Source organism: Streptomyces sp. DSM 106670 (genome assembly GCF_055792845.1).
Map to the genome: position 1 here is coordinate 3,161,165 of NZ_CM147704.1, position 23,082 is coordinate 3,184,246.

Sequence of the window (23,082 nt, forward strand, 5' to 3'; positions counted from 1 at the left end):
AGCCTTAGAGGCAGCGGCAAACGTGGTGTGGGCGGCCGGAGTTCACGTCTCCGGCCGCCCACGATCGACGGTTCCGGTCAGCCGGACACCGGTGTGAAGCGGACCGGCAGGCTCTGCGGGCCCCGGGTGAAGACACCGTGCTCGACCGGTTCGAAGCCGTCGGCCGGCCGCAGATCCGGCATGGCGTCCAGCAACTGGTCCACGCCGACCTCGACTTCGGCCTTGGCCAGCAGAGCGCCGACGCAGAAGTGCCGGCCGAGCGCGAAGGCCAGGTGGTCGGCCGCCGCCGAGAAGGCGTTCGTGGCGGTCAGGTCATCACGGAAGATGTCGAAGACATCGGGGTTCCCGTAGCGGTCCTCGTCACGGTTGGCGGCGCCGATCAGGCAGGTCACGGTGGCGCCCGCCGGTATGGTGCCGCCGCTCACCTCCACCTCCGTCGCCGACTGGCGCATGATCATGTGCACCGGCGGCGTGTAGCGCAGCGTCTCGGCGAAGGCGCGGTCTATCAGGCTCCGGTCGGCGCGGACCGCCGCCAACTGCTCCGGGTGGGCGAGGAGGTTGGCGAAGATGCCGGCGATGGCCTTGTCGGTGGTCTCGCCGCCGGCCGCCAGCAGCAGACTGCAGAACGCCTTGACGTCCTCGTCGCTCATCCGGACCCCGTCGACCTCCGCCGTGCACAGCGCCGACAGCAGGTCGTCGCCGGGCGCCTCGCGCCGCTTCCGGATGATCGGCAGCATGTACTCGGCGAACTCGACGCGGGTACGTTCACCCGCCCGCGCCACGTCCTGATCGCCGGAGAGATTACCGAGAAAAGCGATGACGGCCGTATACCAGCCGTGAAATCGCCCATGGTCGGATTTGTCGAGACCGAGCATGTCCGCAATGACGTTCACGGGAAAGCGGGTGGCGTAGTCGGCGACCAGGTCGACGGAGCCGGAGTCGCGGAACCCGTCGATCAATTCGCGCGAATTGCGCTCGATGACCGGTAAGAACTTGTCCCGCAGGTCGCTGCCCCGGAAGGCGGGCGCGACCAGCGCCCGGCGGACGGCGTGTTCACGCCCGCTGAGCTGGAGTATCGTCCGCCCGTGCACGGGCTCGATCTGCCAGTCGTAGTTCTCGGTGGTGAATTCACCGGCTTTGTCCTTGAAGACGCGCTCGACGTCCTCGTAACGCGAGATGACGTAACTCCGGGTGGCCTCGTGCCACAGGAGCGGCGTGTCATGACGCATGAGGCGATATGCCTCGTACGGGTCTCTCTCGAACTCGGGTGACAGAATGTCCGGCGCTGGGACCGACATGAACACTCCCTTGGGCTGCGAACGAGAACGGATAACTGGCCAGACCAATCAGCTCTCGCGAACAGGTATTCGTCAAGGGTTGCCGTCCGTTGCACACCGGACCGGCGGAAGAGCGCTCAGCTCTCGTCGTCCGGCCCCGCCGCCACCCGTCCGGTCAGCGCCGCCAGCGAGCTGCGTACGTGCGCCATGTGCGCCTGGACCTCTTCACGGCCCTCCTCGTGCTCGCGCAGGATCCGCTCCGTCTCCCGGACCACCCGCTCCTCCCGGACCCGGGCCTCCGACAGGATCTCCGCCGCCCGCGCCTCCGCGTCCTCCTGGCCGTGCCGGGCCGCCTCCTGTGCGGCGGCGAGGTCGCGGCCCGCCTCCGCGAGCAGCGCCTCGACCCGCTCGGTCAGCTCGGTGTGCCGGGCCTCCGACTCCGCCTCGGCCGAAGCGATTTCGGCCTCCGCCGCCTGGTGCCGCTCCGCGTGCTCCTGGTCCTGGTGGGCCAGCACGCTCGCCGTACGGCTCCGGGTCTGCGCCATCGCCGCCTCGGCGGCCCCGCGCACCTGCTCGGCCTCCTCACGGGCCGCGGCGAGGATGCCCTCCGCCTCCCGGACCGCCGCGGCGACCCGTTCCTCCGCCGCCGCCACGGCAGCCGCGCGCACCGCGTCCGCCGCCTCCCGCGCCGCCTCCCCTGCCGCCCGGCCTCCGGCGTCGGCCGCGTCCGCCAGTTCCTGGCCCGCCGCCTCCGCGTCCGCCCGCAGCGACGCGGCCTGCTCCCGCGCCAGCCCGAGAATCCGCTGGGCCCGCTCCCCCAGCTCCGCGTAGTCCGGCTCGGGCAGCGCCGCCGCGGTCTCCGCCAGCCGGGCCGCCTCGCCCGCCAGCTCCTCCGCCAGCGCCGTCAGCCGCGAGACCTCCCCGAGCGCGCTGTCCCGCTCGGCGGTCCGGGCGGCCACCGCCCGGTCCACCTGCTCCGGACGGTAGCCACGCCCCCGCACGCCGACGACGTCGAACGACGCGGACACCGGTCCAGCACTCATAGCCTGAAGCCCCTCTACGACATACGGACACACGGACGCACGGACGCACGGATGCACGCGGGCCGCCCCGCGATACGTCAAGGATGCGGCAATTGGTGCCGGAAGTCGGAATCGATCAGCGGCATTCAGGCCGGAAGCGACCGGCATCACAGATCCGGGCGAACCGGTGGTCATCGGCCCGTGCTCATCGGCCGGGCGGCCGGGCACACGACGAGGCGCCCGGCCCCTCTCCGGGTCCGGGCGCCTCGTACACGCTCGCCGTTCAGTACCGCGTACGGCACCGCTCACGGCACCGCGTACGGCTCAGATCAGGCCGTCCCACATCTGCTCCAGCAGCACCGACCACCAGCTCTCCGGCGACGCCAGCGCCGCCGGGTCGAGCGCCACCAGCTGTGCCTGGAAGTCGACGGTCCAGCGGCCCGCCTGCTCCGGGTTCAGCCCGAACCTCAGCCGCCACATCCGGCCCAGCAGCGCCATCGACCGCACGAACTCCGGCAGCCCGGTGTTCACGAACTGCGGCGGCACCGACTGCCCGCCGGGCCCCGCCTCCACCGGAACGGCCACAATGTTCGCCGTCCCGTACTGGACGCAGAGCGCCTTGCCGAAGTCCGTGCCCATCACCAGGTACGCCCCCGCGTCCGGCGCGGCCTGCACCTGACGCTGCGCCGCCAGCTCGCCCAGCGTCGGCACCACCGGCTGCCCCGGCTGCGCCCAGAAGAACGGCCCGAAATCGGCGGGCAGCCCCGCCCAGACCAGCGTCTGCGCGACGATCTCGGGCACCCCCTGACGGGACACCGCCCGCTGGTCGAACCGCAGGATGCCCTGCGGACCGAACGCCTGCACCAGCTCCTCGGCCACCGCCTCCGGCGGCAGCGCGGGCGCGGGCGGCAGCTGCGGCAGCGGCGCCCGCACCGGCGCGGGCCGCGCCGGTCCGTCCGCGACCTGGTGCAGCTCGCCCTGGTGCGTCAGCAGATGCTGCATGCCCTGCTGCCGGCTGGCGTGATCCGTGCCGTACGGGGCGACGCTGGTGATCCGCACCTGCGGCCAGGTCTCCCGGATCATCCGGGCGCAGTAGCCGCCCGGCAGCTCGCAGGACTCCAGCTCGGTGTGCAGCTCGATGACCTGCTGCGGCGGCACGTTCATCGCCCGCAGCTCGTGCAGCATCTGCCACTCGGGGTGCGGGGTGCCCGGCGCCGAGCGGCGGATCAGCTGCTGCTCGCTGCCGTCCGGAGCCCGGTACCGCAGCACGGCCTGGTAGCCGGGGCCCACGGTCGGCTGACCGGTGGGCTGCTGCGGATAGCCGTACGCCGGGGGCGGCGGGGTGTGCGGACCGGGCGGGCCCGGCGGCTGCGGTACGGGACCGGGGGCGCCGACGGGCGAGGCGCCCGGGGCACCGGGCGGGCCGGGAGGACCGGGCGGACCGACCTGGCCCGGACTCGCGAACATCGTCTCCGCGTGGTGCACCCCGCCACCCGGAGGCGGCGTGGCACCGGGCGGCGGACCCGGCGGGCCGGGCGGCCGCGGAGCACCGGGAGCACCGGGCGGACCGGGAGGCTGCGGGGCGCCGGGTGCGCCGGGCGGACCCGGCGGCCTGGGCGTACCCGGGCCCGGCAGACCCGCGCCGATGCTGCTTCCGTCGGCGAGCATCGTCGCGGCGTGGTGCACCCCGCCACCCGGCGGCGGCGTGGCGCCCGGCGGCGGACCGGGCGGCCCGGGCGGCGGAGTGGAGCCCGGGGGCGGCGTCGCGCCGGGAGCACCGGGCGGACCGGGCGGACCCGGAGGCGCGGGCGGTCCGGGCGGGCCGAGCTGGGAGACGAGCTGCGTCGGGACGTACCCGCCCGCCGGGGCCCCGGGCGCCCCCGGGCCCGAAGGCGGCGGCGTGGCACCCGGCGGCATACCGGGAATCCCGGGCGCACCGGGCGGCGGCGGGGTCGACGGACCGCCGCCACGCGCTCCGCGCGGCGGCACCACGGCCTTGCTGGTGGCCGCGTCGGCGATGTCACCGGCCCCGTCCGACGCACCCTGCTCCGGCCGGAGCGCCGGCGCCACCTGCGTACGCGGCAGCTGGCTGCCTCCGGACATCAGCGCGGTGGGCGCCTCCGCCGGGACGACCGGCGGCGGGGCCTCCTCGTCGTCCGTCCCGGACAGCGGCGGCGCGAACACCGTCGCGGGCAGCGGGACGGCCGCGTCGTCGGAGTCGGAGTTGGTGTCCGTACCCGCCCAGGGGGTCGCCCCGGCGGGCACACCGTCGGAGGCCGTGGGCTCGTAGGCGTCGCCACCACCGGCGGCGGGCCACGACGCGGCGGAGCCCCCGGCGGAAGAGGGGGAAGGAGGAGAGGAGGGCGGCGGTGTCGCGGACGTGGCGACCGGACCGGGAACAGGGGTCTCGCCCGATGCCGCCGAGGACGGCGACGGGGACGGCTCGCCCGCCCGCGCACCCGGGTTCGCGCCCGAGTCCGCATGCGACACCGACTCCGACTCCGAATCCGGCCCCGAATCCCGCCGCTCCGCGCGGTGATCCGGAATCCCCAGCTTGTCAGCCGCCTCCTGGAGCCACTCCGGCGGAGTCAGCAGGAACGACGTCTGGTTCAGATCCACCCGCTGCGGCGGCTCCGGAGCGGGCGTCGGCGCACCGGCCGGTGCGCCGTACTCCTCCTCGTACCGCCGGATCACCTCGCCCACCGGCAGCCCCGGCCACAACGTGGCCTCGCCGCTGTCCCGGGCGATCACCAGCCGCTGACGGCCGCCGTCCGAGACCGGGCCCTCGGGCCGGTCCTCGGCCCACACCACGAAACCCAGCTCGAACTCACGGACCCGCACCTCACGGTGCTGATACGCGGGCACGTCACCGTTGACCCACTCGTCCGCCCGCTCCTGCGCCTGCGCGAAAGTCACCACCGCGCTCACCCCTCCACCGGGACGGCGCGCGCGAAGCCGCCGTCCACCATCAGGTTCGCCACGGTCTCCAGCTCCGGCGGATTGCCCGCCAGCCGCTGCAGGAAGGCGTCGAAGTCCGTACCGCAGGGCAGCAACAGCCGCTCCACACGCTCCTGGACACTCCAGCCGTCCTGGTCCCGGGCATCGTCGTACGGGCAGAACCACACCGAACCGACGTCCTGGCCGCGCACCTTCACCGCCAGAATCCCGCCCTGGACGAACGCGACGCCCAGATAGTCCTTGGTGAAGTGGTCCCGCAGGCACTTGTTCACGTACACCAGGTCGTTCATCGCGGCCTCGTCACGCACCGTGAAGAACGGCTGGTCCACCAGCAGCCCCAGCTCCGCGTCCAACGCCGCGCCCACCGGGGCCGAACCGCCGGCCGCCTTGAGGAAGGAACGGTACGCACCGGGCAGCCGGTAGCCGAGGTCCTCCTCGACGCCCTGCACCTGCTGTTCGCTCACCGCGACCGCGCCCTTGCGCAGCCGGAAGTGCGCCGGACGGGTCTCCTGCAACGGGCGGGTGCCCCGCCGGTTCTGGTCCACGTCCGTACCCGCCAGGCCGCCGTGATGACGCAGCAGCGCCTTCACCTCGACCGGCACCAGCTCCATCCGCCGGCCGCCCGGCACGTGGTGCCAGGTCCAGCCGTGCGGGGTCGCCACCGCGGGAATCGTGTCCCACAGGTCGTGACCGCTCGCCGCCATCGCCGCGTTCGCCGACACGTAGTCGGTCAGGCGCAGCTCGTCGATGCCGAAGCCCGGAGGCGGATCGGCGATCTCCGCGGCGGCGCGCGCGTACGGCGAAAGAACCGGGTGGCCGCTCCCGTCCATCCGCACCCCTGCGGGGTGGCGGGCCGCCCGGACCGGGTCCGGGAAGTTCACGACCTGCCCGGCATAGGCGGCGTTCGGTGGCGCGGCTTGCTGCCCGAGCCGACCTGTCGTCATGGCTGATGCCCCCTGCTGCGTCCGGTGTTCCGCACAGCCTAAGCGGTGGGGCAACAGGGGGTCCCGTCCCGCCGGTTCCGTCACGAACGGTCACATTCGCGTGACGGTGAGGCGACGGTCTCGCACCTTCGGGCGACACGCAGACACGTTTCCCCGCCCCAGCTTCCCCACCACCTGGCACATTTGGCAGGCTGTCCCCGCAACTCGGGGGATTGCAGGGAGGGACGTCAACACGATGCATTCGACACAAACCGTCACATCAGGGGATCCGCGACTCACCTGGAGCAGCACCGAGACCAGCCGTACGCCACGACTGATCCACCGCCGCGACGGGATCCTTCCCGCGGTGGCCGCCGCCCTGTCCGTACGCGGCGAGACGCTCACCTGCACCGCGGGCAAGGGGGACCAGCCGCCGGTGCTCCACCCGCTCGTCCAGGACTTCCTCGACACCCTCACCAGCGGCCAGCGCGAACGCTTCACCGGGCGCTGCCCCGAAGCGATACTCCTCTCCCGTCAGCTCACCGCCGCCGAGAGCGGGCGCTCCAAACGCGCCCAGCGAAAACCCCTGACCAACGGGGAAGCGCGCCGTGCGCTCAAACACTCACGGCTCACCGCCCGCCGTATCCGCGAGGACGGCGATCCGCTCCACGGCAGCTACGCACCACCCTGCCGATCCTGTTCGGCACTCCTGTCCCACTTCGGCGTACGCCCCGTCGACCTCACCTCCACCGGCGCCGCGACCACCGCCGAGAAGGGCTGACCGCCCACCGATGCACGACCGTCAGCAGCACACCTCCACCACCCGCTTCCCCGTCGCCGTCGACGCCGCCCTGCGCGAGGCGGGCTGGCAGCCCGGGCGCTGGGACATCCGCCAGGCGGAGGAATGGGCCGACGCGCTGCGCTCCCACGCCTCTCCGGCCGGCCACCGGCACGCGGTCTTTCCGGCGGCGGTGGAGGCCTGGGCGGAGTTCGGCGGCCTCCACATCACGGCGTCCGCGCCGGGCCGGCAGATCGCGCCGGCCTCGGTACGGATCGACCCGCTGAGCGGGCTGCACCTGGCCCGGACGCTGGGCGACCTCGGCCGCGCCCTGGAGACGGAGGTCAGCCCGCTGGGGGCGGAGGGGGAGGAGCAGGCGGTCCTGGCGATCGATACGGAGGGCCGGGTGTACAGCATCGACCACACGGGGGACTGGTTCCTGGGCCAGGACATCGACGAGGCCCTGGCCACACTGGTAACGGGCACGCAACCGTCCCGCCTGTCTTCGCCCTGAGCCACGTGCTTCCAGCCCGTCCGGCGCGTGAGGGCGGAACCGGCCACCACTCAGCCCGTCCGGCGTTTGAGGACGGAACCGTCGCTCGGGACGAACGGGCACCATCGCTTGCCGGCCGGGCAAAGGGTGCCGCTACCCCACCACCAGGCTTCCGTCCTCAAACGCCGGACGGGCTGGGAGGGGCGGCCTCACGCTCCGGACAGGCCGGGGTGGGTGGCGGGGAGCACCGCTGAGACCCGGAAGCCCCCCGCGTCCGTAGGACCGGACACGAACACACCCCCCAGCCCCTGCACCCGCTCCCGCATCCCCACCAACCCGTTCCCCCCACTCGGCAGCCCCGCATCCGCCGCCGCCGAGTCCGAGGGCCCGTTCTCCACCTGCATCGCGACCTCGGCGTCCCGGTGCGCCAGCCGCACCCACGTCTTCGCGCCCGCCGCATGCTTGTGCACGTTCGTCAGCGCCTCCTGCACCACCCGGAACGCGGTCTGCTCGACCTCCGGCGGATACGGCCGCACCTCACCGTCCACCGACATCTCGACGGTCATCCCCGCCTGCCGCGACTGCGCGACCAGCGCCTCCAGCTCGTCCAGCCGGGGCCCGTCCTCCGAGGCGGCGGCAGCGGCGGCCGCGGCCACCTGCTTCACCGACGCCAGCGGAACCGCACCCGCCGCGGCCGGCGCGGTCAGCGCGTCCCCGGTCCGCAGCACCCCGAGCATCTCGCGCAGCTCCGTGAGCGCCTGCCGGCCCATGTCGCCGACCAGCGCCGCGTTGCGCACCGCCTTCGCCGGGTCCTTCGGCGCGACGGCCTGGAGCGCCGCGGCGTGGACCACCATCAGGCTCACCCGGTGGGCGACCACGTCGTGCATCTCCCGGGCGATCCGGGTCCGCTCCTCCGTACGCGCCCACTCGGCTCGCTCCTCGGCCCGGTCCGCGAGCAGCGACAGCTCCCGCTCCAGCGAATCGGCCCGCTCCCGCAGGCTCTCCATCAGGCGGCGTCTGGCCCCTATGTAGAGGCCGAACAGCACGGACGGGGCCGTGAGCCCCACCGCCATGAAGACGGACATCAGCGGGACGTACCAGTCCCCCGGCCCGAAGTCGGCCTGTTCGGCGACGCTCTGGCGCAGCCGTACGTAGGTGACGATGAACGTCCCCACCAGCGCCATCCCGGCCAGGACGACGGTGATCCGGCGCGGCACCTCGGACGCGGCCAGGGTGTAGAGGCCCACGAGGGCCATCAGGAAGCCCATCTCGGCGGGCGTCATGGCGATCGTCACGAGCACCACGGCGATCGGCCACCGCCGGCGTACCAGCAGCACCGAACCGGCAAGAAGCCCGAACACCACGCCCACCGGCACCGGAATCCCGGTGTTCCGGGCGAACTCCACCCCCTCCAGGCCACACTCCAGCGCCGAAACCAGCGCCAGTCCCACGTCCAGGGCGACACTGCGTCGCCGCTCCCACCACCAGTAGCCGCGGGTGGTCGATCCCGCCGCTTCCCGGTCTGCCCCCGTTGCGGTCATGGCATCCAGCCTACGGGCGGACGCATCTCATTTTCGGGTGACCGGCAACAGCACGTTCCGCATTCGAACAAGCACGAAACGCATGCCGATCGCCTGAAATGGCGAATCGACCACGCTTTCGACCCGGACGTTCGGATTCCGGACAACGATCCGCGTATGACGGAGACCACAGGCAAGTACGCCGACTTCGAGGGCTTACGCGAGCGGGCGGTGGCGCTGCGGAGGGAGGGGCTCAGCCGCCGCCGGATCCGCGACCTGCTCCACGTCGACAACAACGACATCCTCAACCGGCTCCTGCAAGGCGAGCCCGCACCGGAGTGGACGAAGCGCCCGAACGCCAAGGACGATCTGCGCGCGAAGGCCCGCGAGCTTCGGCTCCAGGGCATGACCTACGACCGGATCCAGGTGGAGCTGGGCTGCTCGAAGAGTTCGATCTCGCTGTGGGTACGGGACCTGCCGAAGCCGGAGCGCAGCCGTAGCACCATCGAACAGGCTCGCCTCGCGGGGCGCATGCGCTGGGACCATGAACTGGCGGTCCGAGACACCGAACGGCAGCGGACGAAATCTGCCGCGCGGAAGGAGACCGCGACCATGTCGGACCGTGAGCTCTTCTTTGCCGGAATCGCCCTGTACTGGGCGGAGGGCAGTAAGGACAAGACCTACGACCGGCGTGAGAACGTCACTTTCATCAACAGCGATCCGGATGTCATAGCCGTCTATCTGGCCTGGCTGGATCTGCTGGACGTATCCCGCGACCGCCTCGCCTACCGGGTGATGATCCACGAAACTGCCGACGTCCCAGCCGCCGAGAGCTACTGGGCCGACCTCGTCGGCATCGACGTTTCCGCTCTCCGCAAGACGACGCTCAAGAAGCACAACCCGAAGACGGTCCGGAAGAACGTGGGCGATTCGTACCGAGGGTGCTTGGTCATCCGCGTCGCCAAGGGTGCGACCCTCTACCGCCGCATCGAAGGGTGGTGGTCGGGGATCGCGGCAGGTGCCACCTCTCGGCTCATGAGCGGTGATCGACCCGGTAGGGTTGAGGCGTGATCCGCCGTGGGGTAGCGGCATCCCGCAGGCCTTTGGAGCCTTGAGACGCTGGTTCGAATCCAGCCGGCGGAGCTCACGCATCGGGCCCCGACCACACCGGTCGGGGCCCGCCCCCGTTTCCACCGGAAACACCCCCGGTATCCTGCGGATGACCACCACCCGAAGCCGAAGGGCACATCCGTGAGCGCAACCAGCCCGGCAGCCGTCGTCGTCCTCGCAGCGGGTGAGGGCACCCGCATGAAGTCGAAGACTCCCAAGGTTCTGCACGAGATCTCCGGGCGCTCGCTCGTCGGACATGTCGTCGCCGCCGCCCGTGAGCTGGACCCCCAGCACCTCGTCGTGGTCGTCGGACATGCCAGTGAGCAGGTCACCGCGCATCTGAACGCCGGCGACGCCCCCGTGCGCACCGCCTTCCAGGCCGAGCAGAACGGCACCGGGCACGCCGTCCGCATGGGGCTCGAAGAGCTCGGTGGGGCCGTTGACGGGACCGTGATCGTCGTCTGCGGCGACACCCCGCTGCTGTCCGGCGAGACGCTCGGCGCGCTCGCCGCCACCCACACCGCCGACGCCAACGCGGTCACCGTGCTCACCGCCGAGGTTCCGGACTCCACCGGTTACGGGCGCATCGTGCGCGACCCCGCCACCGGCGCGGTCACCGAGATCGTCGAGCACAAGGACGCCACCGACGAGCAGCGGGCCATCTCGGAGATCAACTCCGGGGTGTTCGCGTTCGACGGGCGGCTGCTGGGCGACGCCCTGGGCAAGGTGCGTACCGACAACAGCCAGGGCGAGGAGTACCTCACCGATGTGCTCTCCATCCTGCGCGAGGCCGGGCACCGGGTCGGGGCGTCCGTGGCGGGCGACCACCGCGAGATCCTCGGCATCAACAACCGGCTCCAGCTGGCCGAGGCGCGCCGGCTGCTGAACGAGCGGCTGCTGGAGCGGGCGATGCTCGCCGGTGTGACGATCGTCGACCCGGCGTCCACGCTGATCGACGCGACCGTGACGTACGAGCGGGACGCGGTCGTGCATCCGGGGACCCAGCTGCTGGGGACGACGCATCTCGCGGAGGACTCCGAGGTGGGGCCGAACTCGCGGATCGAGGACACCCTCGTCGGCGCCGGCGCCCGGATCGACAACACCGTGACGCTCTCGGCCGAGGTCGGGCCCGGGGCGTCCGTGGGGCCGTACGCCTACCTGCGGCCGGGCACCCGGCTGGGCACGAAGGCCAAGGCCGGTACGTACGTGGAGATGAAGAACGCCACGATCGGGGAAGGGACCAAGGTCCCGCACCTCAGCTACGTCGGTGACGCGACCATCGGCGATCACACCAACATCGGTGCGGCGAGCGTCTTCGTGAACTACGACGGCGTCGCCAAGCACCACACGACGATCGGCTCCCACTGCCGTACCGGCTCCGACAATATGTTTGTGGCGCCTGTCACGGTCGGGGACGGGGTCTACACCGCCGCCGGGTCGGTCATCACGAAGGACGTGCCCGCCGGTTCGCTGGCCGTGGCGCGGGGCCAGCAGCGGAATATCGAGGGTTGGGTGGCCCGGAAGCGTCCGGGCAGCGCCGCCGCTCAGGCCGCTCAGGCATCCGCGCAGGAGACCGACGGCCAAAGCTGACCGGAAACAGGTGCGCCGGTGACGGCGTACCGTGATAGATGCTCACCCCATTTCGGCTGGCTCGTTGCACATCGGGACCTATGCGTGCAGCGCCAGATACACGTCTGAGGAGACTGTGCTGTGACCGGGATCAAGACGACCGGCGAGAAGAAACTGATGCTCTTCTCCGGCCGCGCCCACCCCGAGCTGGCCGAGGAGGTCGCCCATCAGCTGGGAGTCGGACTCGTGCCGACGAAGGCCTTCGATTTCGCCAACGGTGAGATCTATGTGCGGTTCCAGGAGTCGGCACGTGGCGCGGACTGCTTCCTGATCCAGAGCCACACGGCTCCGATCAACAAGTGGATCATGGAGCAGCTCATCATGCTGGACGCGCTGAAGCGCGCCTCGGCCCGCTCCATCACGGTGATCGTGCCGTTCTACGGCTACGCCCGCCAGGACAAGAAGCACCGCGGCCGTGAGCCGATCTCGGCCCGTCTGGTGGCGGACCTGATGAAGACGGCGGGCGCGGACCGGATCCTCACCGTCGATCTGCACACGGACCAGATCCAGGGCTTCTTCGACGGCCCGGTGGACCACCTGTTCGCGCTGCCGATCCTGGCGGACTACGTGGGCGCGAAGGTCGACCGTTCCAAGCTGACGATCGTGTCGCCGGACGCGGGCCGCGTGCGGGTCGCCGACCGCTGGTGCGACCGGCTGGACGCGCCGCTGGCGATCGTGCACAAGCGCCGTGACAAGGACGTGCCGAACCAGGTCTCCGTGCACGAGGTCGTCGGCAACGTCGAGGGCCGCGTCTGTGTGCTGGTCGACGACATGATCGACACCGGTGGCACGATCTGCGCCGCCGCCGACGCCCTGTTCGCGCACGGTGCGGAGGACGTCATCGTGACGGCGACGCACGGGGTGCTGTCGGGTCCGGCGGCGGACCGGCTGAAGAACTCGAAGGTGAGCGAGTTCGTCTTCACGGACACGCTGCCGACCCCGGGTGAGCTGGAGCTGGACAAGATCACGGTGCTGTCGATCGCGCCGACGATCGCGCGTGCGGTGCGTGAGGTGTTCGAGGACGGTTCGGTGACGAGCCTCTTCGAGGAGCAGGGCTGACAGCAGTGACGATCATCCTCTGGTGATCCACTTTGGGGTGCGGCCTCCCCGCCGGGTAGACTCAGCGAGTTGCTCGGCGAGGGAGGCCGTACCCATGTGTACGGCGGTCCGTTATCGACGCGCTCTTCGTAGCAGGTCTGTCGTGGGCCGGGTGACCGTTCGAGTTCCGTCACCCCCGACGGCTCTCCGTACCTGACGAGGAGTGCACCATGGCCGAGATCAAGCTCGCCACCGAGGTCCGTACCGAGTTCGGCAAGGGCGCCGCCCGCCGCGTCCGTCGCGCCAACCGCGTTCCCGCGGTCGTCTACGGCCACGGCGCCGAGCCGGTCCACGTCACCCTGCCGGGCCACGAGCTGCTGCTCGCGCTGCGTACGGCCAACGTGCTGATCGGTCTGGAGATCGACGGCAAGGACGCGCTGGTCATCCCGAAGGCCGTGCAGCGTCACCCCCTCCGGAGCACCATCGAGCACGTCGACCTGCTGACCGTGAAGCGCGGCGAGAAGGTCAACGTCGAGATCGCGGTGCACGCCGAGGGCGACCTGGCGCCGGGCGCCAACCTGCTGGAGTTCGTCCAGAACACGCTGCTGGTCGAGGCCGAGGCCACCCACATCCCCGAGTCCGTGACGGTCTCCGTCGCGGGCCTGGACGCCGGTGACTCCATCCAGGCCAAGGACATCGCGCTGCCGAAGGGCTCCGTGCTCGCCGGTGACGAGGACGCCATCGTGATCCAGGTCGTCGCCGCGCAGGCCGAGGAGCCGGCCGCGGACGAGGCCGGCGAGGGCGAGTCCGCCGAGGCCTGAGCCTCGCGCTCCACCCGCACCACTTCTGTTCCACCTGCTTGACTGACGGGGTGGTGGCTCCCTTCCGGGGGCCGCCGCCCCGTTTGCCTGTGCCGTAAGCCGTAGCCGTAACCGAGGAGACCGAGCGCTGATGTCCGACGCCACCGACCCCTGGCTCATCGTGGGCCTGGGCAATCCGGGTCCCGACTACGCGGCGAACCGGCACAACGTCGGGTTCATGGTCGCCGATCTGCTGGCGACCCGGATCGGCGGGAAGTTCAAGCGGGCGCAGAAGGCGCAGGCGCAGGTTCTGGAGGGGCGGATCGGTCCGCCGGGTCCGGCGAGCCGGCGGGTGATCCTGGTGAAGCCGATGTCGTACATGAATCTGTCGGGCGGGCCGGTGACGGCGCTGCGGGACTTCTACAAGGTGCCGACGGACCATGTCGTGGCGGTGCACGACGAGTTGGACGTGGACTACGGGGCGCTGCGGCTGAAGCTGGGCGGCGGGGACAACGGGCACAACGGACTGAAGTCGATGACGAAGGCGATGGGTCCGGACTATCACCGGGTGCGGTTCGGGATCGGGCGGCCGCCGGGGCGGATGCAGGTCGCGGATTTCGTGCTGAAGGACTTCTCGTCGACGGAGCGCAAGGAACTGGAGTTCCTGGTGGACCGGTCGGCGGACGCGGTGGAGTGTCTGCTGGCGGAGGGTCTGGAGCGGGCGCAGAGCGCGTACAACTCCTGAGGGCGGTGCCCGGTTCGTCGTACTCCTCCGCCGCGTACAACTCCTGACATTCCTGGTGCTGGTGGGGCGTTTTTCGGCCATAGGTTGACCGGGGGTGCGGGTCTGGCCAAGGATCGGCCCCCATGAAGCGGAGCTCTTCCCAGCGTGCGGCGGTCGCGGGCCGTCGGGCGGCCATGGGGCTGGTGGTCCTGGTGCTGCTGGTCGCGGGTGCGTGGTCGTCGTGGGACACCGCGCACCACATCGTTCTGGCCAAGGGCCGTGACCACGGGACCGTGACGGTGACGGGGTGCGGCGAGGACACGTGCACCGGGTCGTACGAGCCGGACTCGGTGTCGCGGGAGCGTCCGCGGGTGACGCTGGACGCGTCCGTCGCGGCGCGGAAGGGGGATCGTTTCCCCGTGGTGGTGAAGCCCGGTACCGATGCGGTGGTCCGCACGGGGCTGCCGGGCTTTCTGCATGCCTGGGTGCCGTTGGGCGGGGCGCTGGTGCTGGCCGCGTTCGTGATCGGCGGCGGGCTGCGGCTGACGCGTACGGCGTGGGGTGTGGGAACGGCGGGGGCGGCCCTGCTGGTGGCGACGTTCGTCGCGCTGTAGCAGGGCCGCCCCGAGGTGTTCCGTACGGTCGGCCGGTGTTGACGGTCAGCCGGTGTTGCGCAGGCCCGCCGCGACTCCGTTGACGGTGAGCAGCAGGGCGCGGGAGAGCAGCGGGTCGGGCTCCTCGCCGCGTTCGGCGGCCTGGCGCTGGCGGGCCAGCAGCGAGACCTGGAGGTAGGAGATCGGGTCCAGGTAGGCGTCGCGGATGGCGAAGGTCTGCTGGAGCACCGGGCTGGTGCCGAGCAGTTCGGTGGATCCGGTGACCTTGAGGACTTCGCTCACCGTGAGCGCGTGCTCGGCCTCGATGGCGTCGAAGACGTGCTTCAGCTCGTCGGGGACGAGCGTGTCGACGTAGTGCCGGGCGATGCGCAGATCGGTCTTGGCGAGCGTCATCTCCACGTTGGAGAGGAAGTTCCGGAAGAAGTGCCAGTGCTCGTGCATCTCTTCGAGGACGGTGTCGAGTCCGGCTTCGCGCAGGGCCTTGAGGCCGGAGCCGACGCCGTACCAGCCGGGCACGATCTGGCGGGACTGGGTCCAGCCGAAGACCCACGGGATGGCGCGCAGGCCGTCGAGCGAGACGCCGGAGCCGGGGCGGCGGGAGGGCCGCGAGCCCAGGTGCAGGTCGGCGAGCTGGTCCACCGGGGTGGAGGCGAGGAAGTACGCGGGCAGGTCCGGGTCCTCGACGAGCTTGCGGTAGGCGCCGTGGGCCGCGTCGGAGACGGTGTCCATGGCCGCGTCCCAGCGGGCGAGGGCCTCGTCGGACTGGCGGGGTGCGGTGTGCAGGGCGGAGGCCTGGAGGGTGGCCGCGACGGTCAGTTCCAGGTTCTCGCGGGCGAGGGCGGGGATGAGGTACTTGTCGGAGATGACCTCGCCCTGCTCGGTCACCTTGATCTCGCCCTCCAGCGTGCCCCAGGGCTGGGCGAGGATCGCGTCGTGCGAGGGGCCGCCGCCGCGGCCGACGGTGCCGCCGCGGCCGTGGAAGAGGCGCAGGCGTACGCCGTAGCGGTGGGCGACGTCGCGGAGCCGGCGCTGGGCGCGGTGGATCTCCCACTGGGAGGTGGTGATGCCGCCGAACTTGGAGGAGTCGCTGTAGCCGAGCATGACCTCCTGGACGTCGCCGCGCAGCGAGACGAGGCGGCGGTAGGAGGGGTCGGCGAGCATCGCGTCGAGGATGACGTCGGCGGCCTTGAGCTCGTCGGTGGTCTCCAGGAGCGGCACGATGCCGATCTTGGCCCAGCCGGCGTGCAGGTCGATGAGTCCGGCCTCGCGGGCGAGGACGGCGGCGGCGAAGACGTCGTCGGCGCCCTGGCACATCGAGATGATGTAGGACTCGATGACCTCGGGGCCGAAGCGTTCGAAGGCCTGCTTGATGGTGTGGAAGACGCCGAGGGTCTTCTCGCCTGCCGCGTCGAGCGGGGCCGGGGTGGGGGCCAGCGGGCGGCGCGAGCGCAGTTCCTTGGCGAGGAGCTTCTGCCGGTAGTCGCGGGGCATGTCGGCGTAGCGCCAGGACTCCTCGCCGAGCCGGTCGAAGAGCTGGCCGAGGGCGTGGTGGTGGGCGTCGGCGTGTTCGCGTACGTCCATGGTGGCGAGCTGGAGGCCGAAGGCGGCCAGGGTGCGGATGGTGCGGTCCATCCGGCCGTCGGCGAAGAGGCCGCCGCGGTGCTCGCGCAGGGAGGTCTGGATGAGCTCCAGGTCGGCGAGGAGCTCGGCGGTGCCGAGGTAGTCGCAGCCGGGGCGGTGGGGGGTGCCTTCGGCGAGGCGCTCGCGGGTGTTGACGAGCTTCTGCCGGATACAGGTGGCCTTGAGGCGGTAGGGCTCCTCGGCGTTCAGCCGCTTGTAGCGGGGGCTGATGCCGGGGAGGCGTTCCAGGTCGGCCTGGAGGGAGGTGAGGAGTTCCTCGGTGGCTCCGGCGTAGCGGATGGAGTTGGAGAGGAGGCCGCGGAGGTGGTCGATCATCTCCAGGGCGTCGGTGATGCCGTGCTCGTGCTGGAGGATCAGGACGTCCCAGGTGACGGCGGGCGTCACGTTGGGGTTGCCGTCGCGGTCGCCGCCGATCCAGGTGCCGAAGGTGAGGGGGCGGGTGCCGGCGGGGAGTTCGACGCCGACGCGGTCCAGTTCGGCGGCGAGGTCTTCCAGGACGTCGCCGACGGCGTTGGCGTGCAGCTCGTCGAGGTAGTAGATGGCGTTGCGGGCCTCGTCGGCGGGCTCCGGGCGGACGACGCGGAGCTCGTCGGTCTGCCAGATGAGGTCGATGTTCTCGGCGAGCCGGAGGTCCAGGCGACGGCGGTCGGCCTCGATGGCCGGGGTCTCCAGGAGGGCCGCGATGCGGCGCAGCTTGTTGAGGACGGAGCGGCGGGCGGCCTCGGTGGGGTGCGCGGTGAAGACGGGGCGGACGTTGAGGTTCTTGACCGTCTCGCGCAGGTGCTCGGGGTCGGCGTCCTTGAGCCGGTCGGCGGTGCGGGCCAGCAGGCCGCCCTCGGCCGAGCGGCGGTCGCGCATCTCGTGGGCGCGGTGGACCTGCTCGGTGACGTTGGCGAGGTGGAAGTAGGTGGAGAAGGCGCGCACGAGCTGGGCGGCGGTCTCCAGGTCCGTGTCGCCGAGGAGCTCGGCGGCGGCCTCGCCGTCGGTGCGGGTCAGGGCGCGGACCCGCTCGACGAGGTCGAGGAGCTCCTGGCCCTCCTGGCGTACGAGGGTCTCGCCGAGGAGGTCGCCGAGGCGGCGGATGTCGGCGCGCAGCGCGGGGCTGGCGGCAGGGGTCTGGTCGGCACTGCTCACAGTGTGCGGCTCCTTGCAGTGAATGAGGAGGTGCGTTCGCTTCGCCGTCCCCATGTGTCCGGTGGTGGGGGCGGGTGGCGGGGTCCGGGGCCCTGCGGCTGGCAGCGGTGCTGTCGCCACGCCCCGACGAGCGGGTGCGGACCGCGCTGTCCGACGCTCCCAGGATAGGTGTCGTCGCAGGCGGCGTGTCCGTGGCCCCGGCGGGGGTCGCGGTCGCCGCCCGGGAGACACCCGGGCGGTTGTCCCCTACCCCGGGGGCGGGCGGGTTACCGCGTGGGACGGGTTGGAGCGGCCTCTCGTGTTGTGGGGCCCGTCACTGCCATACTTACCAAGCCGTAGGTTACGGAACCGTAGCCACGGCCGTCCTGGTACCGCTCCCCTCACCCTCCGAGGTACTCCCCCATGCCGAGCACTCCCCATGCTCCCCAGGTGATCGACGAGACCGAGCCGCCCGGGGCGGCCGATGCCTCGCTGCCTCCCGCCACGCTGGGCGGCGACAAGAAGCGGTCGATCGAGCAGTTCGCGCTGCTGGCGTTCATCGTGGTGCCGTTCGTGGCGCTGGTCGCGGCGGTGCCGCTGGCGTGGGGGTGGGGGGTGAGCTGGCTGGATGTGGGTCTGCTGGTGGCGATGTACTTCATCGGCTGCCACGGGATCACGATCGGCTTCCACCGGTACTTCACGCACGGTTCGTTCAAGGCGAAGCGGCCGCTGCGGATCGCGCTGGCCGTGATGGGTTCGCTGGCGGTGGAGGGGCCCCTGGTGCGGTGGGTGGCCGATCACCGCAAGCACCACCGGTTCTCGGACGCGGAGGGCGACCCGCATTCGCCGTGGCGGTTCGGCGAGACGCTGCCGGCCCTGATGAAGGGGCTGTGGTGGGCGCACATCGCATGGATGTTCGACGAGGAGCAGACGCCGCAGCAGAAGTACGCCCCCGATCTGATCAAGGACCCGGCGATCCGGGCGATCTCGCGCCACTTCCTGACCTTCACGATCGTCTCGCTGGCGATTCCGCCGCTGGTCGGCGGTCTGGTGACGATGTCGTGGTGGGGTGCGGCGACGGCGTTCTTCTGGGGTTCGCTGGTGCGGGTGGCGCTGTTGCACCATGTGACCTGGTCGATCAACTCGATCTGTCACGCGGTGGGCAAGCGGCCCTTCAAGTCCCGTGACCGGTCGGGGAACGTGTGGTGGCTGGCGGTGCTGTCGTGCGGCGAGTCGTGGCACAACCTGCACCACGCGGACCCGACGAGCGCGCGGCACGGGGTGATGCGGGGGCAGATCGATTCCAGCGCCCGGCTGATCCGCTGGTTCGAGAAGCTGGGCTGGGCCACGGACGTACGGTGGCCGGATGCCGCGCGTATCGACTCCCGGCGCACGTCCGTACCGGCCGACGCGGCATGATTGACGACGTGGCGACCGACTCCAGTACGAGCAGCGAGAAGAGCAGTCCTTCCCCCTCCCGGCGGGCCCGGCGGGTCCGGATGACGGGCAAGGAGCGCCGTGAGCAGCTGCTGGACATCGGGCGCGCCCTGTTCGCCGACAAGGGCTTCGAGGGCACGTCGGTGGAGGAGATCGCGGCGCGCGCCGGGGTGTCCAAGCCGGTGGTGTACGAGCACTTCGGCGGCAAGGAGGGCCTGTACGCGGTGGTGGTCGACCGCGAGATGCGCCAGCTGCTGGACATGGTGACGGGGGCGCTCACGGCGGGCCATCCGCGTGAGCTGCTGGAGCAGGCGGCGTTCGCGCTGCTGGACTACATCGAGTCGTACACGGACGGTTTCCGGATCCTGGTGCGGGATTCGCCGGTGGCGCAGTCGACGGGCACGTTCGCCTCGCTGATCAGCGATATCGCCACGCAGGTGGAGGACATTCTGGGCCTGGAGTTCAAGGCCCGGGGCTTCGATCCGAAGCTGGCCCCGCTGTACGCGCAGGCGCTGGTGGGCATGGTGGCGCTGACGGGCCAGTGGTGGCTGGACGTCCGCAAGCCGAAGAAGGCGGAGGTCGCCGCCCATCTGGTGAATCTGTGCTGGCACGGGCTGGAGAACCTGGAGTCGAAGCCGCGGCTGATAGGGCACCGGAAGAGCTGAGCAGCTGCCGGAGGCCCGCCGGACCGGACCGACGGGCCCGGCCGGCAGGCCTCCGGGCCGGTCATGCGTCCGGGCCGGTCATGCGTCCGGCTCCAGGAACTCCAGCCGGTTGCCGGCCGGGTCGTGGGCGTAGAAGCGGCGGTGGCCGGGCAGGTGGTCGTCCCAGGTGACGTCGGCGCCGTGGGACTCCAGGCGGGCCGCGTACGCCACGATTCCGTTCACCCGCAGGCCCGGGTGGGCCTTCTTCGCGGGGCGGAAGTCCTCCTCGACGCCCAGGTGGAGCTGGACCGGTCCGGCGGCGAACCAGCAGCCGCCGCGGGCGGCGAGCACCGGGGGTTTCGGGATCTCGGTCATGCCCAGGGCCTCGGTGTAGAAGGCGCGCAGGGCGTCCTCGGAGCCGGGCGGGGCGGCGAGCTGTACGTGGTCGACGGCGGCGAGGCCCACGGCGGCGGTCATCATTTCTCCTTGCGGGCGACGGCGAAGATGCGGCGGAACGGGAAGACCGTGCCGTACGGGCCCGGCGGATAGGCCTCGCGGAGCAGGTCGCGGTAGTCGGCGAGGAACGCGTCGCGGGCGGCCGGGTCGTCGGCGAGGGCGGTGAGGACGGGGCGCAGGGCGGTGCCCTTGACCCAGTCGAGGACCGCGTCGTCGCCGTGCAGGGTCTGGAGGTAGGTGGTCTCCCAGACGTCGGCCGTGCAGCCCAGGTCGCGGAGGCGGGTGAGGTAGTCGGCGGGGTCCAGGACGGATGCGGTGCGGTCGCCGACGCCGTGGAGGCGGGGGCGCCAGCGGTCGGATTCGCGGAGGCGGGCCAGGAGGGTGTGGCTGGGGGCGGTGAAGTTGCCGGGGACCTGGAAGGCGAGGGTGCCGCCGGGGGCGAGGGCGTCCAGCCAGCGGGGGAAGTGGTCGGCGTGGCCGGGGATCCACTGGAGCGCGGAGGTGGAGACGATCAGGCCGTACGTCTCGGTGGGCTGCCAGGTCGCGGCGTCGGCCTCGGCGAAGTCGAGCAGGGGCGGCCGGGCGTGGGCGGCGGCTTCGGCGAGCATCTCGCGCGAGGTGTCGTAGCCGGTGATCCGGGCTTCCGGCCAGCGGTCCGCGAGGAGCGTGGTGACGTTGCCCGCGCCGCAGCCGAGGTCGGCGATGCGGGGTGCGGGGTGGCCGGGGAGGTCGCCGATGCGGGCCAGGAGGTCCTGGAAGGGGCGGGTGCGATGGTCCGCGTGGCGCAGGTACTGCCGCGGATCCCAGGTGGGTTCGGGAGTGGGCGTCATGGGCATCAGGATCACGCCGAGACTATCTTGATGTCAAGACACTTGAATTCAAGAGACTTCATGTCGAGGGACCCTCTACACTGATCGACATGGAGGACGAGGTCGACCGTTTGGTCGCTGCATGGCGCCGGGAGCGCCCCGACCTCGACGTGGAACCACTCGAGGTGCTCAGTCGCGTCTCCCGTCTGGCTCGCCACCTCGACCGGGCCCGCCGCACAGCCTTCGCCGAGCACCACCTGGAGCCGTGGGAGTTCGACGTCCTGACGTCGCTGCGCCGGGCCGGCGCCCCGTACCAGCTCTCCCCCGGGCAGCTCCTCACCCAGACCCTGGTCACCTCGGGCACGATGACCAACCGCATCGACCGGCTGACCAAGAAGAACCTCGTCGAGCGGCTGCCCGACCCGAGCGACCGGCGCGGCGTCCTCGTCCGGCTCACCGCCGAGGGCCGTGACAAGGCCGATCAGTCGCTGGCCGGACTGCTCGCCCAGGAGCGGGCCATCCTCGGCGAGCTCTCCCGCCACCAGCGCGCCGAACTGGCCGGACTACTGCGCCAGTTGACCGCCCCGTTCGACAACATCCCCACCTAGCGGGCGCATCGCCGGCTCGGCCGGGCCGACCCCTGCCCGGCGGGCCAGCGCCACCGCCGCGAGCGTCGAGTGCACGCCGAGCTTGCCCAGCACGTTCTGCATATGGGTGCGCACCGTGTGCGGGGACAGGAACAGCCGCTCGGCCACCGCCTTGCGGCCCAGCCCCGCCACCATGCAGCGCAGCACCTCGCGCTCGCGGGGCGTCAGCGACTCCACCAGCCGCTCGCTGTCGGTGCGGTGCTTGCGGGCGGTGGTCAGCTCCCGCAGTACGCCGGTGAGCAGGGCGGGCGGCAGATGCGTCTCGTCGCGCAGCACGCCCCGGATCACCGACAGCAGCCGTTGCAGCGAGCAGTCCTTGGCCACCCAGCCCGAGGCCCCCGCCTGGAGCGCCCGCGCGGCGGCCCGCGGGTCGTCCTTCTCGGCCAGCACCACCGACCGTACGGCGGGCCGGTTCGAGCGGACCCCGGCGACCAGCGCGATGCCGTCGACGGCGGGCGCCTCCGCCTGCCGGGGCCCCGGCACGGCGGGCGCGTCCCCGGCGGCCTGGGCGCCCAGCTCGGCGTCCACCAGCAGCACGTCGTAACCGCGCCCCTCGGCGGCCGCGCGCTCCAGGGCGCGCAGCGCGGCCGGGCCGCTGCCCGCGGCGGAGACGTCGACGTCCGGTTCGGCCGCGAGGGCGGCCGCGAGCGACTCGGCGAAGATGCGGTGGTCGTCGACCACCAGAACCCGGATACGCGCCACAGAACCCCCATCTGTGGGGGCGGACAGCTGCGGGTACGGCGTCCGGGGCTCCACTGCGGCCTGCCACGCCCGACGACCGCCGTCGTCGAACCGCCTGCCGCCCTGCCCCGGACGCCGTACCCGGCTCTCTCGCTCCCCTGAATCGGCACCGGCCCCCACCGGTGCTGAGCATCAGCGTACGGGCGGGGGCCACAGGGGGAAGGCGATTCGGCGAACTGGTCGCCTCAGGTGTCCGGCTCGCGACTCCGCCTTCCGGTCTCTGACGGGTCGTAGGGTTGCTTCATGTTCCGTCTTGAGACAGAAGTGGACAGAGAACGTCGCATTCTGCTGAGCGGGCGTCTGCACCAGGACAACGTCGCGGCCTCGGCCGGTCTGCGGGCCCTGCTCGCCACCTCCGCCGAGCACGAAGTCCCGCTGGAGGTCTGGGCGTTGGACGAGCACGGGGCGGTGGCCGGCGGGCTGACCGGGCGGACCTGGGCGTACTGGCTGCATGTGGATCTGCTCTGGGTGGACGCCCCGCACCGGGGCCTCGGCCTCGGCGCGCGCCTGCTCGCCGAGGCCGAACGGACCGCCCGCACCGAGCGCGCCTGCACCCGCTCGCGGCTGGAGACCTGGGACTTCCAGGCCCCCGGCTTCTACCGCGGGCAGGGGTACGAGGAGATCGGCCGGGTCGAGGACTACCCGCCGGGCGTCACCGAGTTCATCCTGGTCAAGGAGTTGTGAGCCCGGACCTTCGGGGCGGACCCG

The 23,082-nt window shown here is 71.8% G+C and carries 21 protein-coding genes and 1 tRNA gene; 13 read left to right on the forward strand and 9 right to left on the reverse strand.

Annotated features, from left to right (window positions below; translation table 11 throughout):
- Nucleotides 1-77: 77 nt before the first annotated feature.
- The 4 genes from ACSMXR_RS13940 to ACSMXR_RS13955 form a co-directional block, all read right to left on the reverse strand.
- Nucleotides 78-1,229 carry a cytochrome P450 gene (locus ACSMXR_RS13940; protein ID WP_473171989.1) on the reverse strand — a complete coding sequence of 384 codons (1,152 nt, stop codon included), beginning with the start codon at nt 1,227-1,229 and terminating at the stop codon, nt 78-80.
- A gap of 185 nt (nt 1,230-1,414) precedes the next feature.
- A complete protein-coding gene (locus ACSMXR_RS13945; RefSeq protein WP_473171990.1) occupies nt 1,415-2,320 on the reverse strand; it encodes a cellulose-binding protein in 906 nt (301 codons plus the stop codon).
- A 303-nt stretch (nt 2,321-2,623) separates the two neighbouring features.
- Nucleotides 2,624-5,218: an SUKH-4 family immunity protein gene (locus ACSMXR_RS13950; protein ID WP_473171991.1), complete on the reverse strand. Its 2,595-nt coding sequence runs from the start codon at nt 5,216-5,218 to the stop codon at nt 2,624-2,626.
- 5 nt (nt 5,219-5,223) lie between these two features.
- Complete coding sequence (locus tag ACSMXR_RS13955; RefSeq protein ID WP_137234287.1) at nt 5,224-6,201, reverse strand: SMI1/KNR4 family protein; 978 nt, start codon at nt 6,199-6,201, stop codon at nt 5,224-5,226.
- Nucleotides 6,202-6,436: 235 nt separating this feature from the next.
- Here ACSMXR_RS13955 and ACSMXR_RS13960 point away from each other — a divergent pair, with 235 nt between their 5' ends.
- Together ACSMXR_RS13960 and ACSMXR_RS13965 are read left to right on the forward strand one after the other, a co-directional pair.
- Nucleotides 6,437-6,961, forward strand: a complete 525-nt coding sequence (locus ACSMXR_RS13960) for a YwqJ-related putative deaminase (protein WP_030086269.1) — start codon at nt 6,437-6,439, stop codon at nt 6,959-6,961.
- A 10-nt stretch (nt 6,962-6,971) separates the two neighbouring features.
- Complete coding sequence (locus ACSMXR_RS13965; protein WP_137234286.1) at nt 6,972-7,472, forward strand: SUKH-3 domain-containing protein; 501 nt, start codon at nt 6,972-6,974, stop codon at nt 7,470-7,472.
- A 188-nt stretch (nt 7,473-7,660) separates the two neighbouring features.
- On the opposite strand, the gene ACSMXR_RS13970 is transcribed toward ACSMXR_RS13965, so the two are convergent.
- Nucleotides 7,661-8,992 (reverse strand): sensor histidine kinase, encoded by a 1,332-nt coding sequence (locus ACSMXR_RS13970; RefSeq protein WP_103507386.1) that lies wholly within the window; start codon nt 8,990-8,992, stop codon nt 7,661-7,663.
- 156 nt (nt 8,993-9,148) lie between these two features.
- Between ACSMXR_RS13970 and ACSMXR_RS13975 the strand changes: the two genes are divergently transcribed.
- The 7 genes from ACSMXR_RS13975 (at nt 9,149) to ACSMXR_RS14005 (ending at nt 14,886) form a co-directional block, all read left to right on the forward strand.
- On the forward strand, nt 9,149-10,042 hold the full coding sequence (locus tag ACSMXR_RS13975; RefSeq protein WP_473171992.1) for a hypothetical protein: 894 nt from the start codon (nt 9,149-9,151) through the stop codon (nt 10,040-10,042).
- Nucleotides 10,043-10,114 (forward strand) — tRNA-Gln (locus ACSMXR_RS13980).
- A 108-nt stretch (nt 10,115-10,222) separates the two neighbouring features.
- The gene (glmU, locus tag ACSMXR_RS13985; RefSeq protein WP_364884629.1) at nt 10,223-11,671 is read left to right on the forward strand and encodes a bifunctional UDP-N-acetylglucosamine diphosphorylase/glucosamine-1-phosphate N-acetyltransferase GlmU; all 1,449 of its coding nucleotides are present in this window, start codon (nt 10,223-10,225) and stop codon (nt 11,669-11,671) included.
- 120 nt (nt 11,672-11,791) lie between these two features.
- A complete protein-coding gene (locus ACSMXR_RS13990) occupies nt 11,792-12,769 on the forward strand; it encodes a ribose-phosphate diphosphokinase (RefSeq protein WP_007455203.1) in 978 nt (325 codons plus the stop codon).
- A gap of 209 nt (nt 12,770-12,978) precedes the next feature.
- A complete protein-coding gene (locus ACSMXR_RS13995) occupies nt 12,979-13,569 on the forward strand; it encodes a 50S ribosomal protein L25/general stress protein Ctc (RefSeq protein WP_137234283.1) in 591 nt (196 codons plus the stop codon).
- Between the two features lie 130 nt (nt 13,570-13,699).
- A complete protein-coding gene (pth, locus tag ACSMXR_RS14000) occupies nt 13,700-14,293 on the forward strand; it encodes an aminoacyl-tRNA hydrolase (protein ID WP_473171993.1) in 594 nt (197 codons plus the stop codon).
- 122 nt (nt 14,294-14,415) lie between these two features.
- The gene (locus ACSMXR_RS14005) at nt 14,416-14,886 is read left to right on the forward strand and encodes a hypothetical protein (protein ID WP_137234281.1); all 471 of its coding nucleotides are present in this window, start codon (nt 14,416-14,418) and stop codon (nt 14,884-14,886) included.
- Between the two features lie 45 nt (nt 14,887-14,931).
- Here the strand turns inward: ACSMXR_RS14005 and ppc are convergent, their stop codons facing one another.
- Entirely contained in the window at nt 14,932-17,661 is a 2,730-nt protein-coding gene (ppc, locus tag ACSMXR_RS14010; protein ID WP_030086285.1) for a phosphoenolpyruvate carboxylase, read from the reverse strand.
- 402 nt (nt 17,662-18,063) lie between these two features.
- On the opposite strand from ppc, the gene ACSMXR_RS14015 reads away from it, so the two are divergent.
- A complete protein-coding gene (locus tag ACSMXR_RS14015) occupies nt 18,064-19,059 on the forward strand; it encodes an acyl-CoA desaturase (protein ID WP_137234280.1) in 996 nt (331 codons plus the stop codon).
- Nucleotides 19,056-19,742 (forward strand): TetR/AcrR family transcriptional regulator, encoded by a 687-nt coding sequence (locus ACSMXR_RS14020; RefSeq protein ID WP_137234279.1) that lies wholly within the window; start codon nt 19,056-19,058, stop codon nt 19,740-19,742. Before ACSMXR_RS14015 ends, ACSMXR_RS14020 begins: the two co-directional genes overlap by 4 nt.
- A gap of 78 nt (nt 19,743-19,820) precedes the next feature.
- Here ACSMXR_RS14020 and ACSMXR_RS14025 read toward each other — a convergent pair whose 3' ends face one another.
- Both ACSMXR_RS14025 and ACSMXR_RS14030 read right to left on the reverse strand, forming a co-directional pair.
- A complete protein-coding gene (locus ACSMXR_RS14025; protein ID WP_137234278.1) occupies nt 19,821-20,198 on the reverse strand; it encodes a VOC family protein in 378 nt (125 codons plus the stop codon).
- Nucleotides 20,198-21,007 carry a trans-aconitate 2-methyltransferase gene (locus tag ACSMXR_RS14030; RefSeq protein WP_364884635.1) on the reverse strand — a complete coding sequence of 270 codons (810 nt, stop codon included), beginning with the start codon at nt 21,005-21,007 and terminating at the stop codon, nt 20,198-20,200. The genes ACSMXR_RS14025 and ACSMXR_RS14030 overlap by 1 nt, the downstream gene beginning before the upstream one ends.
- An 89-nt stretch (nt 21,008-21,096) precedes the next feature.
- Between ACSMXR_RS14030 and ACSMXR_RS14035 the strand changes: the two genes are divergently transcribed.
- Nucleotides 21,097-21,594 carry a MarR family winged helix-turn-helix transcriptional regulator gene (locus tag ACSMXR_RS14035; protein ID WP_137234276.1) on the forward strand — a complete coding sequence of 166 codons (498 nt, stop codon included), beginning with the start codon at nt 21,097-21,099 and terminating at the stop codon, nt 21,592-21,594.
- On the opposite strand, the gene ACSMXR_RS14040 is transcribed toward ACSMXR_RS14035, so the two are convergent.
- Nucleotides 21,550-22,335, reverse strand: coding sequence for a response regulator transcription factor (locus ACSMXR_RS14040; protein ID WP_137234275.1), 786 nt, complete (start codon nt 22,333-22,335; stop codon nt 21,550-21,552). The genes ACSMXR_RS14035 and ACSMXR_RS14040 overlap by 45 nt on opposite strands.
- 282 nt (nt 22,336-22,617) lie before the next feature.
- On the opposite strand from ACSMXR_RS14040, the gene ACSMXR_RS14045 reads away from it, so the two are divergent.
- Nucleotides 22,618-23,058, forward strand: coding sequence for a GNAT family N-acetyltransferase (locus tag ACSMXR_RS14045; RefSeq protein ID WP_137234274.1), 441 nt, complete (start codon nt 22,618-22,620; stop codon nt 23,056-23,058).
- Nucleotides 23,059-23,082 lie beyond the last annotated feature (24 nt).

Excerpts from the sequence above, each read along its gene's own strand:
- ACSMXR_RS13940 (WP_473171989.1), bottom strand. The coding sequence starts at position 1,229 with ATGCGTCATGACACGCCGCTCCTGTGGCACGAGGCCACCCGGAGTTAC.
- ACSMXR_RS13945 (WP_473171990.1), bottom strand. The coding sequence starts at position 2,320 with ATGAGTGCTGGACCGGTGTCCGCGTCGTTCGACGTCGTCGGCGTGCGG.
- ACSMXR_RS13955 (WP_137234287.1), bottom strand. The coding sequence starts at position 6,201 with ATGACGACAGGTCGGCTCGGGCAGCAAGCCGCGCCACCGAACGCCGCC.
- ACSMXR_RS13960 (WP_030086269.1), top strand. The coding sequence starts at position 6,437 with ATGCATTCGACACAAACCGTCACATCAGGGGATCCGCGACTCACCTGG.
- ACSMXR_RS13965 (WP_137234286.1), top strand. The coding sequence starts at position 6,972 with ATGCACGACCGTCAGCAGCACACCTCCACCACCCGCTTCCCCGTCGCC.
- ACSMXR_RS13970 (WP_103507386.1), bottom strand. The coding sequence starts at position 8,992 with ATGACCGCAACGGGGGCAGACCGGGAAGCGGCGGGATCGACCACCCGC.
- ACSMXR_RS13975 (WP_473171992.1), top strand. The coding sequence starts at position 9,149 with ATGACGGAGACCACAGGCAAGTACGCCGACTTCGAGGGCTTACGCGAG.
- ACSMXR_RS13995 (WP_137234283.1), top strand. The coding sequence starts at position 12,979 with ATGGCCGAGATCAAGCTCGCCACCGAGGTCCGTACCGAGTTCGGCAAG.
- pth (WP_473171993.1), top strand. The coding sequence starts at position 13,700 with ATGTCCGACGCCACCGACCCCTGGCTCATCGTGGGCCTGGGCAATCCG.
- ACSMXR_RS14005 (WP_137234281.1), top strand. The coding sequence starts at position 14,416 with ATGAAGCGGAGCTCTTCCCAGCGTGCGGCGGTCGCGGGCCGTCGGGCG.
- ACSMXR_RS14015 (WP_137234280.1), top strand. The coding sequence starts at position 18,064 with ATGCCGAGCACTCCCCATGCTCCCCAGGTGATCGACGAGACCGAGCCG.
- ACSMXR_RS14020 (WP_137234279.1), top strand. The coding sequence starts at position 19,056 with ATGATTGACGACGTGGCGACCGACTCCAGTACGAGCAGCGAGAAGAGC.
- ACSMXR_RS14025 (WP_137234278.1), bottom strand. The coding sequence starts at position 20,198 with ATGACCGCCGCCGTGGGCCTCGCCGCCGTCGACCACGTACAGCTCGCC.
- ACSMXR_RS14030 (WP_364884635.1), bottom strand. The coding sequence starts at position 21,007 with ATGACGCCCACTCCCGAACCCACCTGGGATCCGCGGCAGTACCTGCGC.
- ACSMXR_RS14035 (WP_137234276.1), top strand. The coding sequence starts at position 21,097 with ATGGAGGACGAGGTCGACCGTTTGGTCGCTGCATGGCGCCGGGAGCGC.
- ACSMXR_RS14045 (WP_137234274.1), top strand. The coding sequence starts at position 22,618 with ATGTTCCGTCTTGAGACAGAAGTGGACAGAGAACGTCGCATTCTGCTG.